We start from the raw sequence: 13,089 nt of genomic DNA, 5'->3' as shown, positions 1-13,089 counted from the left end.
GCCGGCTCCTATCCATCCCCGGGTCACACCCAGCGGTTCGGCGAGTCTGCGGCATACTCGGCAGAATCAATCGGCAACTCCCTCCACACCTGCTCACGCGGGTGTGGGTTCCCCTGGAAGCGAATTGAGGTACTGGACGCTGTGTGTGGACTGCTCGGGTTACTGACCTCGGACGGAACCAACGAGGACGCCGTCTCACGGGTCGACGCCGCGATGCACTGCCTGCGGCATCGGGGACCCGACGAGCACGGCACCTGGCACGACGACGATCTCGTGTTCGGTTTCAACCGTCTCTCCATCATCGACATCGAGCACTCGCACCAGCCGCTGCGCTGGGGTCCGGCGGACAATCCGACCCGGTACGCGCTGACGTTCAACGGCGAGATCTACAACTACCTGGAGCTGCGCGAGGAACTGGCGCGCGACCACGGCGCCCGGTTCACCACCGAGGGTGACAGCGAGGCCATCGTCGCGGCGTTCCACCACTGGGGAGCGGACGCGGTGCGGCGGCTGCGCGGCATGTTCGCGTTCGCGATCTGGGACACCGAGAAGCGGGAGCTGTTCATCGCCCGCGACCCGTTCGGCATCAAGCCGCTGTTCCTCGCGACGGGCAGCGCGGGCACCGCGTTCGGCAGCGAGAAGAAGAGCCTGCTCGAACTCGCCGACGTGATCGGCATCGGCACCGACCTCGATCCGCGGGCGATCGAGCACTACACGGTGCTGCAGTACGTGCCGGAGCCGGAGACGCTGCACGCCGCGATCCGACGCCTCGAGTCCGGGTCGTACGCCTGGGTCCGGCCGGGCGAGGCGCCGCGGATCACCCGCTACTTCGCTCCGCGGTTCCCGGTCCGGCCGTTCGCGCCGGGCTCCGAGCAGTCGCGGTACCGGGAGATCGCCGCGGCGCTCGAGGACTCGGTCGCCAAGCACATGCGCGCGGACGTCACCGTCGGCTCGTTCCTGTCGGGCGGCATCGACTCGACCGCGATCGCGGCGCTGGCGATGCGGCACAACCCCAACCTGATCACGTTCACCACCGGCTTCGAGCGCGAGGGCTACTCGGAGGTCGACGTCGCCGCCGAGTCCGCCGCCGCGATCGGCGCCCGCCACGTCGTCAAGGTCGTCTCCCCGGCGGAGTTCGCGGCCGCGATCCCCGAGATCATCTGGTACCTCGACGATCCGGTCGCGGATCCGGCGCTGGTGCCGCTGTGGTTCGTCGCGAAGGAGGCGCGCAAGCACGTCAAGGTGGTGCTGTCCGGCGAGGGTGCCGACGAGCTGTTCGGCGGCTACACGATCTACCGGGAACCGTTGTCGCTCAAGCCGTTCGAGTTCCTGCCGAAGCCGTTGCGCCGGGCCGCGGGGAAGCTCTCGGAACGGATCCCCGAGGGCACCCGCGGCAAGAGTCTGCTGCACCGTGGCTCGATGACCCTCGAGGAGCGCTACTACGGCAACGCGCGCAGCTTCAGCGACGCCCAGCTGCGGTCGGTGCTGCGCGACTTCCGGCCCGAGTGGACACACCGCGACGTCACCGCGCCGATCTACGCGCAGTCGGCCGGCTGGGATCCGGTCGCCCGGATGCAGCACCTGGACCTGTTCACGTGGCTGCGCGGCGACATCCTCGTCAAGGCCGACAAGATGACGATGGCGAACTCGCTCGAGCTGCGGGTGCCGTTCCTCGACACCGAGGTCTTCGACGTCGCGTCGCGGGTCCCGCTGGACCAGAAGATCACCAAGCAGACGACGAAGTACGCGCTGCGCCAGGCGTTGGAGGGCATCGTCCCGCCGCACGTGCTGCACCGGGCCAAGCTCGGGTTCCCGGTCCCGCTCCGGCACTGGCTGCGGGGCACCGAACTGTTCGACTGGGCCCACCAGCAGATCGCCGACTCGCAGACCGATCACATCGTCGACAAGGCCGCGGTCGCGGCGATGCTGAACGAGCACCGCGACGGCGGGTCGGATCACAGCCGCCGGCTGTGGACGGTGCTGTGCTTCATGGTCTGGCACGGCATCTTCGTCGAGAACCGGATCGTGCCGCAGATCCAGGAGCCGGTGTACCCGGTCCACGTCTAGCGCACGTCAACCAACGGAAAGGCCCCGCCCGAGTTTCGGGCGGGGCCTTTCGTGTTGCGCGGACGGGTGCGGCGCCGCGTCGGCCGCCTACTTCAGCAGCGCACCGATCTCGTCGGCGGCCTCCGGGCCGTAGGCCTCGGACAGTCGCTTGACCGCGTCGTCGCGGTCGAGGGTCCACTCCTGGGTGCCGACGGTCTCGAGGACGAGCACCGCGACGAGGGACCCCAGCTGTGCCGACCGCTCGATGCTCAGCCCGGCGCTCTGGCCGGTCAGGAAGCCGGCCCGGAACGCGTCACCGACTCCGGTCGGGTCGACCTTCGCCTTCTCCGGCACGACACCGACCCGGACGAAGTTGCCCTCGCGGTCCACGATCTCGACGCCCTTGGCGCCGAGCGTGGTGACCCGCAGCCCGATCTGCTCGGCGATCTCCCGCTCGGTCAGCTCGGTCTTCTGCAGCAGCAGCGCCCACTCGTACTCGTTGGTGAACAGGTACGTCGCCCCGCCGATCAGTTCCCGCGCCTCCGCACCGGAGAGCCGGGCGAGCTGCTGTGACGGGTCCGCGGCGAACGGCAGTCCCAGCTCGCGGCACTGCTCGGTGTGGCGGGCCATCGCGGCCGGGTCGTTCGCGCCGACCAGGACGAGGTCGACACCGGAGGGCAGATCGGCGAGGGAGATGTCGCGGGCCTCGCTCATCGCACCCGGGTAGAACGACGCGATCTGTGCCATGTTCTCGTCGGTGGTGCAGACGAAGCGGGCGGTGTGCGCGGTCTGCGACACCCGGACCGCGGTGCAGTCGACGCCGTGCTTCTCGAGCCAGCCGCGGTATTCGGCGAAGTCGGCTCCGACGGCCCCGACCAGCAGCGGCGATCCGCCGAGCACGCCCATCGCGAAGGCGATGTTGCCGCCGACGCCACCGCGGCGGACGACGAGGTCGTCGACGAGGAAGCTCAGCGAGATGTGCTGCAGCTGGTCGGCGATCAGCTGGTCGGCGAAGCGCCCGGGAAAACGCATCAGGTGATCGGTGGCGATGGAACCGGTGACCGCGATTGTCACGCGTGGGACCTTTCAGTTCGACGGTGCACTGCAAAGCCACCACGCTACCCGCCCGGCCCGTGACCCGGACACGCCTCCGGCGCGACACCCTGGACGGGTGCCGCGCCGGATCAGGTGGTGCGGACGATCAGTTGAACGAATCGCCACAGGCGCAGGAGCCGGTGGCGTTCGGGTTGTCGATCGTGAAGCCCTGCTTCTCGATGGAGTCGACGAAGTCGATCGTGGCGCCCTCGACGTACGGCGCGCTCATCCGGTCGACCGCGAGGTTGACGCCGCCGAAGTCGACGACCAGGTCACCGTCGAGGGTGCGGTCGTCGAAGAACAGCTGGTAGCGCAGACCGGCGCAGCCACCGGGCTGGACGGCGATACGCAGGGACAGGTCGGTGCGCCCCTCCTGGTCGAGCAGAGCCTTGGCCTTGGCCGCGGCCGCGTCGGTCATGACGACCTTGTGCGCAGCCTCGTCCTGCACGGCGCCGTCGTTCTGCACCGCGGCGCTCTCGTTCTGCACTGTCATGGGCTCTCCCTGTTCGCTCGTACCAAAACCCGTGAACGATTCAACCGTACTCTCCGGGGCGCTATTCCCGCCGAGGCCCTCACCTTTCTCGGGTCTCACCAGCGCCCGGCGACGGTCTCCGCCAGCGCGGCGAGCGAGCGGGCCGCGTCGTCGAGCGCGATCTGCACGCCGCCGGCGTGCTCGGCGACCGAGTGGAGGCCGCGCAGACCGAGGACGGCGACGTCGGGGTCGGCGGGGTCGACGGCCACCTGTCCGGCCAGGACCAGCACCGCGGTTCCCTGCCTGCGCGCGGCCCGCGCCACCGCGACGGCGACCTTCCCGCCGAGCGACTGGTGGTCGAACCGGCCCTCGCCGGTGATCACGAGGTCGGCGGCCGACAGCAGCGCGTCCTGGCCGGTCAGGTCCGCGACGACCTCGGCACCGGAGCGACGATCGGCGCCCAGCGCCAGCAGCGCGGCGCCGATCCCTCCGGCCGCGCCTGCGCCCGCCCGCCCGGACACCGGCCGCGGCGCGACCGCGTCGAGGGTCCGGGCCCAGTCGGTGTTGCGGCGTTCGAGGAGGTCGAGCGCGTCGGGGTCGGCGCCCTTCTGCGGCCCGAACACCGCGGCGGCGCCGCTCGGCCCGAGCAGGGGGTTCTCGACGTCCGTGGCGGCGATCAGCCGGATCCCGCACAGCCGGTCCCGCGCGGCCGCGAGCCCGGCGGCGTCGACCGTGCCGCCGAGCGCCCCGACCAGTCCGCGGCCGCCGTCGGTGCAGCCGCTGCCGCCGAGTCCGACGACGACGGTGCCCGCGCCTGCGTCGGCGGCCGCCGCGACGAGTTCCCCGACCCCGGTGCTGTGCGCGGCGACCGCGGTCTGCGGGTCGGGGGCGCGGCCGAGCAGGTGCAGACCGCAGGCCTGCGCGGATTCGAGGTAGGCGACGTCGCCGAGGTGCAGCCATCGGGCGACGACCGGGGCGCCCAGCGGACCCGACACCGTCGCGGCGTGCACGCGTCCACCTCGCACGGACAGGACGTCGACGAATCCGGGGCCGCCGTCCGACTGCGGCGCCGGGACCAGGTCGTCGTCGGGCCGGGCACGCCGCCAGCCTGCGGCGATCGCGGCGGCCGCCTCGACCGAGGTGAGGGTGTCGCCGAACGAGTCGGGCGCGATCAGCACACGCATCGCGCGAGTGTATGCGCGGCGCCTGCGCCGGGCCTCGCGTGCACCGGAGCGGGGTCGTGGCCGGGTCGGCCCAGCAAGTAGCCTGGTGGAGTGAAACTGCTGCGCCGAGGTAACCCCGACAATTCCGACAACGGGAACAACGGGGTCGACGAGCCGACCGCCACCGAGCCGACCGATGCGACGACCCGCTCGTCGGCGATCACCGAGGGCAAGGGCCGCCCGACTCCGAGCCGCCGCGATGCGGAGGGCAAGCGCCGCGGGCCGGTCGCGCCCGCCCCGCTGACGGCGAAGGAGGCGCGTGCCCGGCGCAAGCAGGGCCGGGGCACGAAGGAGGAGCGCAAGGCCGCGGCGTCCGAGCGCCGCGCCGACGCCGCGGATCGCCGGGCCCGGATGCTGGCCGGCGAGGACAAGTACCTGCTGCCCCGTGACAAGGGTCCGGTCCGGGCGTACGTCCGAGACCTCGTCGACTCGCGCCGTCACCTGGTCGGTCTGTTCATGCCGCTCGCGGTGCTGCTGATCATGGCGATGTTCCTCAATCCGTCGCTGCAGGCGATCGTCACGCTCGGCATGTTCGTGATGATGCTGTTCATGGCGATCGAGGGCGTGATCATGGGCCGACAGATCAACAACAAGGTGCGGGAACGCTTCCCGGACACGCTCGACGGCGGCTTCAAGCTCGGCTGGTACGCCTTCGTCCGCGCGTCGCAGATCCGCAAGATGCGTGCGCCTGCCCCGCAGGTCTCCCCCGGCGACGCGGTCTGAGTCCACCGGCCGCCGCACCGCGACACCGCGACCGGCCCGATGCGGGGGCGCCCTCGCCGGCGGCATTGGATACGGTCTACCTCGTGCCCGCCCCCGCGCTTCGGATCCTGGTCCTCGGTGGAACCCGCTCCGGCAAGTCCGGCCACGCGGAGGCGCTGATGCCGGGCGGCGACGTCCGGTATGTCGCCACTGCCCGCATCGACCCGGCCGACGGCGACTGGAACGCCCGGATCGACGAACACCGCCGCCGCCGACCGGCGCACTGGTCGACGGTCGAGTCTGCGGCGGGGCCCGGCCTGGCCGCGATCCTGCGCAGCGACGGACCGCCGACCCTCGTCGACGACCTGGGCACCTGGCTGACCGCGGAACTCGACGACGCCGACGGCTGGGACGCGCCCCGCGGCACCATCGGCCCGCGCTGCGACGACCTGGTCGACGCGGTCGCCGGGTACCGGAGCACACTCGTACTCGTCAGCCCCGAGGTCGGGCTCGGGGTGATTCCCGAAACCCGATCGGGCCGGCTGTTCCGGGACGAGATCGGCGCACTCAACGGCCGGCTGGCACAGGTGTGTGACGAGGTGCATCTCGCGGTCGCGGGACTGCCCCTCCGGCTGAAGTGACCTCCCCGACGAGCTTCTACGCGAAAGGCGCACTGTGACAACGGAATCGAACCCGACACCCGAGCCCGGCGAGACGACCGGCGTCGCGTTCGACCCGGTGGTGGCGCCGTCTCCGACGGTCCGCGCCGCCGCCGACGCCCGCCAGGCCCAGCTGACCAAGCCGGCCGGCTCCCTCGGTCGCCTCGAGTCCCTCGGCGGATGGGTCGCGGCCTGCCAGGGCGAGTGCCCGCCGCGGGCGTTCGCCCGGCCCCGGGTCGTGGTGTTCGCCGGCGACCACGGCATCGCCCGGCACGGTGTGTCCGCGTATCCGGCGGAGGTGACCGCGCAGATGGTCGCGAACTTCCTCGCGGGCGGGGCGGCGGTCAACGCGCTCGCGACGACGACCGGCGCCGGCGTGCGGGTCGTCGACATGGCGGTCGACGCCGACACCGACCCGATCGTCTCCCGGTTCAAGGTGCGCCGGTCCAGTGGCGCGATCGACCGCGAGGACGCGCTGACCCAGGACGAGACGGTGCGCGCGATCGAAGCCGGAAAGGCGATCGCCGACGAGGAGGTCGACGCGGGCGCCGACCTGCTGATCGCGGGCGAGATGGGCATCGGCAACACCACGCCGGCGACCGTGCTGATCGCGGCGCTCACCGACACCGAACCGGTCGCCGCGGTCGGGCGCGGCACCGGCGTCGACGACGCGGGCTGGATCCGCAAGACCGCCGCGATCCGGGACGCGATGCGCCGGGTGCGCGGCGACGTCGCCGACCCGGTCGCGCTGCTGCGGATCGGCGGCGGCGCCGACCTGGCGGCGATGGCGGGGTTCCTCGCGCAGGCCGCGGTGCGCCGCACCCCGGTGATCGTCGACGGCGTCGTGGTGACCGCGGCGGCGATGGTCGCGGAGGAGCTCGCGCCCGGCGCGCGCGACTGGTGGGTCGCCGGACACCGTTCGACGGAACCCGCTCACGCGCTCGCGCTGCGGCACCTGCGGCTCGATCCGATCCTCGACCTCGGGATGCGACTCGGGGAAGGCTCCGGCGCCGTCGTCGCGCTGCCGGTGCTGCAGGGCGCGATCGCCGCCCTCGCGAACATGGCGACCTTCGCGGACGCCGGGGTGAGCACCGGAACCGTGGCCGACGCCGACGCCACGGCGGACTGACGAGGTGCTCGTCGGGCTGCGGCTGGCGCTGTCGTGGCTGACGGTGCTCCCGATCCCGCACCGCGACGGCGCGCCCCCGATCGACCGCACCGCGGGGCGGCGCGCGCTCGCCGCGACTCCGGTCGTCGGTGTCCTGCTCGGCTGCCTCGCGGCCGGCGTGGCCTGGCTGCTGACCGCGGCGTCGCTGACGCAGGCACTGGCCGGACTGGTGACCGTCGCGGCCCTCGCGCTGGCCACCCGCGGCATGCACGTCGACGGACTGGCCGACACCGTCGACGGGCTCGGCTGCTACGGCCCACCCGAACGGGCCCTCGAGGTGATGCGCGGCGGTGGCGTCGGCCCGTTCGGGGCCGCCGCCCTGCTGATCTGCCTCGGCGCCCAGGCACTCTCGTTCGGCGCGCTGGCCGATTCCGGCCGGTGGGCGGCCCTGGTCCTCGCCGTCGCCGCGGGACGGGTCGCGGCGGTGCTGGCGTGCCGGTCCGCCCTGTCCCCGGCGACACCGACCGGGTTCGGCGCGCTGGTCGTCGGTACCCAGTCCCGCTGGGTGTGTGCGGCATGGTCGGCGGTGCTGATCGGGTGTGCGGCGACGGCGGTACCCGACCGCTGGTGGCAGGGTCCGGTCGTCGTGGCCGTCGTGCTGGCGGCGATCCTCGGTCTGACCCGGCACTGCGCGAATCGCTTCGGCGGCCTGACCGGTGACGTCCTCGGGGCGGCGATCGAGCTGACCGTCGCCGCGACCGCGATCGGGTTCCTGCTCGGCGGGTGAGGTGTCGCCGACCGGGTTCGCGCCGGCACGGCACAGGGCCCCGGGGGGCGGATCACTCCACCCCGGGGCCCTGTACTCGTTGCGTGCCCGCTCAGGCCAGCGTGGACATCCAGCCGTGTGTGTCGGCGAAGGTGCCGCGCTGGATGCCGGTGAGGGTGTCGCGCAGGGCCATCGTGACCTCGCCGGGCTCGCCGCCGCTGATGCTGAACTCGCCGGCCGCGGACTTGACCGAGCCGACCGGGGTGATGACCGCGGCGGTGCCGCACGCGAACACCTCGGTGATCTCGCCGGACGCGGCCTTCTCGTGCCACTCGTCGGTGCTGATCCTGCGCTCCTCGACGGCGTATCCGGCGTCCGCCGCGAGCGTGAGCAGCGAGTCGCGGGTGATGCCGGGCAGCAGCGACCCGGACAGCTCGGGGGTGACGAGCCTGGCGTCGGAACCGGAGCCGAAGACGAAGAAGAGGTTCATGCCGCCCATCTCCTCGACGTAGCGGCGTTCGATCGCGTCGAGCCAGACGACCTGGTCGCAGCCCTTGTCCGCGGCCTGCGCCTGCGCGACCAGCGAGGCCGCGTAGTTGCCGGCGAACTTCGCGGCGCCGGTGCCGCCCGGTGCGGCCCGGACGTACTCGGTGGACAGCCAGACGCTGACCGGCTTGACCCCGTTCGGGAAGTAGGCGCCGGCCGGCGACGCGATCAGCAGGTACTTGTAGCTGTTCGCGGGCCGCACGCCGAGGCCGACCTCGGTGGAGATCATGAACGGCCGCAGGTACAGGGCGTCCTCGCCACCCGCGGCGGGCACCCAGTCGCCGTCGACGGCGAGCAGTTCGGTGATCGACCGGATGAACAGCTCGTCGGGCAGCTCCGGCATCGCGAGGCGGCGCGCGGACGCGCGCAGCCGGTCCGCGTTGGCGGACACCCGGAACGAGGCGATCGTGCCGTCCTGCTGGCGGTACGCCTTGAGGCCCTCGAAGATCGCCTGCCCGTAGTGCAGGACCATCGACGCGGGATCGACCTGCAGCGGCGCGTACGGCGCGACGGTGGCGTCGTGCCAACCCCGGCCCTCGGTGTACTCGATCGTCACCATGTGGTCGGTGAAGTACTTCCCGAATCCGGGGGCGGCCAGTACTCGCGCGCGCTCCTGCTCAGAAGCAGGTGAGGGATGCGGAACGCGCGTGAATTCTAGGACACCAGTCATGATCCGAATCCTATCGAAGTGCCGTGCACGACCTTGCAGCAGTGTGTATCACCGGGCGCCCCGCGCCGGTCCGTCACCGGGTGTGCAGCGGCACGAACGGCGGGGCCACCACCTCGCACCGCAAGGCGCGACCGCGGACGTCGACGGTGACCTCGTCGCCGGCGGCGAGGCCCGCGGACGAGTCGACCAGCGCCAGCGCGATGCCCACCTTCAGCGTCGGCGAGAACGTTCCCGACGTGGTCTCCCCGACCGCGGCGCCGTCGCGCAGCACCGCCTGACCCTGCCGCAGCACGCCGCGGTCGAGTGCACGCAGCCCCCACATCGTGCGCGCCGGACCGGCCTCCTTCTGCGCGAGCAGCGCGTCGCGACCCCAGAAGGCCGGCTTGCGCCAGCCGATCGCCCAGCCGCAGCGGGCCTCGAGCGGCGAGATCTCGGTCGACAGTTCGTGCCCGTGCAGCGGGTAACCGGCCTCGGTGCGCAGGGTGTCGCGGGCGCCGAGACCCGCGACCTCGCCGCCGGCGGCCTCGACCGCGGCGACCAACGCACGGAACACCGCTTCGGCGCCGTCCCAGGTCGGCAGCAGCTCGTAGCCGTGCTCGCCGGTGTATCCGGTGCGGCAGACCCGCACCGGCGCCCCGTCGAACGTCGCGTCCGCGAACGCCATGTAGTCCATGTCGGACGGAAGACCCAGCGCGGCAAGGATTTCCGCGGAACGCGGCCCCTGCACCGCGAGGACCCCGAAGTCCCGGTGCTGGTCGGTGACGGTGACCCCGGCGGGGGCCTGCGCGGCGAGCGCGGCGACCACGGCGGCGGTGTTCGCCGCGTTCGGCACCAGGAACACCTCGTCCTCGGAGACGTAGTACGCGATCAGGTCGTCGGTCACGCCGCCGGATTCGGTGGCGCACAGGGTGTACTGCGCGCGTCCCGGTCCGACCCTGTCGAGATCGTTTGTCAGGCAAGCGTTCACGAACGCCGCCGCGCCCGGCCCGGCGACCGACGCCTTCCCGAGGTGGCTGACGTCGAACACCCCGACCGTCTCGCGGACCGCGGTGTGCTCGGCGACGACCCCGGCGTAGGACACCGGCATCTGCCAGCCACCGAACGCGGCGAAGGTGGCACCGAGTTCGGTGTGCACGTGGTGAAGGGGTCCCAGCCGGAGTTCCGCATCGCTCATGGGGCACCACGCTAGTCGACGAGCGGGGGGCCACCCGACCCGGAACGACCCGGCGGCCGGACCCCGTGCGTCCGACCGGCGCGCGGGCGGCCGAACTACAGTTGCGGGCAACAGAACACCGACATCGCAGGAGAACAGCTGTGAGCCCTGACAAGTCCGCGTCGCCGCTCGGCCCCGACCTGGTCCTCGCCGGATCCCTCTCCCGGCGCGCCGACGTCCTCGTGATCGGTCTGACGACCGGCTCCGACGGTCCCGAGGCGTCCGTGGGCGACGTGCTCGACGACGCGACCGCCGAAGCGGTCCTGGCCGGACTCGTCGCGGTCGGCGCGACCGGCAAGGCCGAGGAGGTCACCCGCATCCCCGCTCCCTCCGGGTTGGCGGTGTCCAGCGTGCTCGCCGTCGGCCTGGGCTCCCCCGACGACGTGGACGCCGAGCAGGTGCGGGCCTCCGCCGGTGCCGCGGCACGCGCCCTGGCCGGCACCTCCGTCGCCGCCACCACGCTGTCGGGACTCGACCTCGGCGCCGCCGCGGAGGGCTTCTACCTCGGCGCGTACACGTTCACCGAGTTCAAGACGAAGAACAACGGAAGCACCCCACTCGGCCGGGTCGAGCTGCTGGTGTCCTCCCCGCGGGCCGCGGCCACGAAGAACACCCTCGCCCGCTCGGCCGCGATCGCCGAGGCGGTCGCGGTGGCCCGCGAGTTCGTCAACACCCCGCCGAGCCACCTGTTCCCGGCGGAGTTCGCCGACCGCGCGCGGGCGCTCGGCACCGCTGCCGGGCTGAAGGTCGAGGTGCTCGACGAGAAGGCGCTCGACAAGGGCGGCTTCGGCGGCATCCTCGGGGTCGGCAAGGGGTCCTCGCGACCGCCGCGCCTGGTGCGGCTCACCCACAAGGGCACCGGCCGCGGCCTGAAGAAGGTCGCGCTCGTCGGCAAGGGCATCACGTTCGACACCGGCGGCATCTCGATCAAGCCGGCCGCGGGCATGGAGAACATGACCTCCGACATGGGCGGCGCCGCCGCGGTCATCGCGACCGCGGTGCTGGCCGCGAAGCTCGGGTTGAAGGTGACCGTCGACGCGTACGCCCCGATGGCCGAGAACATGCCGTCGGCGACCGCGCAGCGACCGGGTGACGTGCTGACGCAGTACGGCGGCACCACGGTCGAGGTGATCAACACCGACGCCGAGGGCCGCCTGATCCTCGCCGACGCGATCGCGAAGGCCTGCGAGGCGGAGCCCGACTACCTGATCGACACCGCCACGCTGACCGGCGCGCAGATGGTCGCGCTGGGCACCCGGACGCCGGGTGTCATGGGCACCGACGGGTTCCGCGACCGCGTCGCCCGCGTCTCCCAGGAGGTCGGCGAGAACGCGTGGGCGATGCCACTGCCCAGGGAGTTGCGCGCCGACCTGAACTCGCGGGTCGCGGATCTGGCGAACGTGACCCCGCACCGCTGGGGCGGCATGCTCGCGGCCGCGATCTACCTGAAGGAGTTCGTCGCCGACGGGGTGGAGTGGGCGCACATCGACGTCGCGGGCCCGGCGTTCAACACCGGTGGCCCGTTCGGCTACACCGGCAAGGGCGGGACCGGCGTTCCGGTGCGCACGATGATCGCCGTGCTCGAGGACATCGCCGCCAACGGGTAGGCGCGTCGCGCCCGGGAGCGATCGTCACCCTCCCCGGGGGGGGTGGCGTCACTCCCGGGCGGCCTGCCGCTTGCGCAGGATCTTCTGCCGGGCGTCGTGGTCGCGCATGCGTTGCGGATACCCCGTCTTGCGGACGTCGTACACCGGGATCCGCAGGTCCTCGCCGAGCCGCCGGGCGCCCGTCGGGCCACCGACCACCCGGCGTGTCCACTCGCCGTCGGCCGCGACCAGCACCACGGTCATCGGCGTGACGGTGGTCTCGGGTTCGACGTACGCCTCGACCCCGACACGGGCGCGTGCCCAGTCCGCGAGATAGCGGGCATCCGTGGCGCCGGCGCGGCCGCCGCGCGGACGCGCCTGCCGTCGCGTGAACAGCTGACGCAGTCGCATCGTCGTCTCCTCACCCGCGCCGATGTCCCCGATTCCCCGGACCTTGCAGTGTGCCAGCCGATGCTGTGAGGTTCATGTGGATGCTGTGACCCGCCCCTCATAGGACGTACGAATTCGATCAATGGAAAGATGGGCAGGCACCGCCGCGAGGCCGCCGGCTCGGGGGTTCACCCCACCACGACCGCCCCGCGACAGCCGCTCTACTGCAGAATGAATTTCGACCACAAGTCGACCAACTCAACAACCCGAACACAACTGTCGAGGAGTCAATAGAAATGGCCTTCTCCGTCCAGATGCCGGCTCTCGGTGAGAGCGTCACCGAGGGAACCGTCACGAGGTGGCTCAAGCAGGAGGGGGACACGGTAGAACTCGACGAACCCCTGCTCGAGGTCTCCACCGACAAGGTCGACACCGAGATCCCCTCGCCCGCCGCCGGCGTGCTGACCAAGATCACCGCCCACGAGGACGAGACGGTCGAGATCGGCGGAGAGCTGGGCACGATCGGTGGCGCCGACGAGGCGCCCGCCCCCGCGGCCCCGGCCGCTCCCGCCGCCCCGGCCCCCGCCGCCGCGCCGGAGCCGGTCGCCGCAAG

The 13,089-nt window shown here is 72.3% G+C and carries 13 protein-coding genes; 7 read left to right on the top strand and 6 right to left on the bottom strand.

Translation table 11 applies throughout. The features are described from left to right. Positions 1 to 141 precede the first annotated feature (141 nt). Complete coding sequence (gene asnB / locus ABD951_RS13310) at positions 142 to 2,067, top strand: asparagine synthase (glutamine-hydrolyzing) (RefSeq protein ID WP_345345507.1); 1,926 nt, start codon at positions 142 to 144, stop codon at positions 2,065 to 2,067. Positions 2,068 to 2,154: 87 nt separating this feature from the next. On the opposite strand, the gene ABD951_RS13305 is transcribed toward asnB, so the two are convergent. From ABD951_RS13305 to ABD951_RS13295, 3 genes are all read right to left on the bottom strand, one after another. After that, positions 2,155 to 3,120 carry a carbohydrate kinase family protein gene (locus ABD951_RS13305; protein ID WP_345345505.1) on the bottom strand — a complete coding sequence of 322 codons (966 nt, stop codon included), beginning with the start codon at positions 3,118 to 3,120 and terminating at the stop codon, positions 2,155 to 2,157. A gap of 127 nt (positions 3,121 to 3,247) precedes the next feature. Further along, on the bottom strand, positions 3,248 to 3,634 hold the full coding sequence (locus ABD951_RS13300; RefSeq protein WP_345345503.1) for a HesB/IscA family protein: 387 nt from the start codon (positions 3,632 to 3,634) through the stop codon (positions 3,248 to 3,250). A gap of 95 nt (positions 3,635 to 3,729) precedes the next feature. Next, the gene (locus ABD951_RS13295; protein ID WP_345345501.1) at positions 3,730 to 4,797 is read right to left on the bottom strand and encodes a glycerate kinase family protein; all 1,068 of its coding nucleotides are present in this window, start codon (positions 4,795 to 4,797) and stop codon (positions 3,730 to 3,732) included. A gap of 90 nt (positions 4,798 to 4,887) precedes the next feature. Between ABD951_RS13295 and ABD951_RS13290 the strand changes: the two genes are divergently transcribed. The 4 genes from ABD951_RS13290 (at position 4,888) to ABD951_RS13275 (ending at position 8,092) form a co-directional block, all read left to right on the top strand. Beyond that, complete coding sequence (locus ABD951_RS13290) at positions 4,888 to 5,559, top strand: DUF3043 domain-containing protein (protein WP_345345499.1); 672 nt, start codon at positions 4,888 to 4,890, stop codon at positions 5,557 to 5,559. 83 nt (positions 5,560 to 5,642) lie between these two features. Next, positions 5,643 to 6,179: a bifunctional adenosylcobinamide kinase/adenosylcobinamide-phosphate guanylyltransferase gene (locus ABD951_RS13285; RefSeq protein WP_345345497.1), complete on the top strand. Its 537-nt coding sequence runs from the start codon at positions 5,643 to 5,645 to the stop codon at positions 6,177 to 6,179. A gap of 34 nt (positions 6,180 to 6,213) precedes the next feature. Further along, complete coding sequence (gene cobT, locus ABD951_RS13280; RefSeq protein WP_345345495.1) at positions 6,214 to 7,326, top strand: nicotinate-nucleotide--dimethylbenzimidazole phosphoribosyltransferase; 1,113 nt, start codon at positions 6,214 to 6,216, stop codon at positions 7,324 to 7,326. A 4-nt stretch (positions 7,327 to 7,330) separates the two neighbouring features. Next, positions 7,331 to 8,092: an adenosylcobinamide-GDP ribazoletransferase gene (locus ABD951_RS13275; protein ID WP_345345493.1), complete on the top strand. Its 762-nt coding sequence runs from the start codon at positions 7,331 to 7,333 to the stop codon at positions 8,090 to 8,092. A 91-nt stretch (positions 8,093 to 8,183) separates the two neighbouring features. Here the strand turns inward: ABD951_RS13275 and ABD951_RS13270 are convergent, their stop codons facing one another. Then, positions 8,184 to 9,287, bottom strand: a complete 1,104-nt coding sequence (locus ABD951_RS13270; protein WP_345345491.1) for a branched-chain amino acid aminotransferase — start codon at positions 9,285 to 9,287, stop codon at positions 8,184 to 8,186. 73 nt (positions 9,288 to 9,360) lie between these two features. After that, positions 9,361 to 10,461, bottom strand: a complete 1,101-nt coding sequence (gene gcvT, locus ABD951_RS13265) for a glycine cleavage system aminomethyltransferase GcvT (RefSeq protein WP_345345489.1) — start codon at positions 10,459 to 10,461, stop codon at positions 9,361 to 9,363. A gap of 140 nt (positions 10,462 to 10,601) precedes the next feature. Between gcvT and ABD951_RS13260 the strand changes: the two genes are divergently transcribed. Continuing rightward, positions 10,602 to 12,107: a leucyl aminopeptidase gene (locus tag ABD951_RS13260; protein ID WP_345345487.1), complete on the top strand. Its 1,506-nt coding sequence runs from the start codon at positions 10,602 to 10,604 to the stop codon at positions 12,105 to 12,107. Positions 12,108 to 12,155: 48 nt separating this feature from the next. Here the strand turns inward: ABD951_RS13260 and ABD951_RS13255 are convergent, their stop codons facing one another. After that, entirely contained in the window at positions 12,156 to 12,497 is a 342-nt protein-coding gene (locus tag ABD951_RS13255; protein ID WP_345345485.1) for an oxidoreductase, read from the bottom strand. A 275-nt stretch (positions 12,498 to 12,772) separates the two neighbouring features. Here ABD951_RS13255 and ABD951_RS13250 point away from each other — a divergent pair. After that, positions 12,773 to 13,089: biotin/lipoyl-containing protein (locus ABD951_RS13250; protein ID WP_345345480.1), on the top strand; the 317-nt coding region annotated here is incomplete at its 3' end.

This window comes from Rhodococcus olei, assembly GCF_039540555.1.
Classification (GTDB): domain Bacteria; phylum Actinomycetota; class Actinomycetes; order Mycobacteriales; family Mycobacteriaceae; genus Rhodococcus_G; species Rhodococcus_G olei.
The sequence above is the reverse complement of the archived record's forward strand: the minus strand, read 5'-3'. Positions and strand labels throughout refer to the sequence as shown.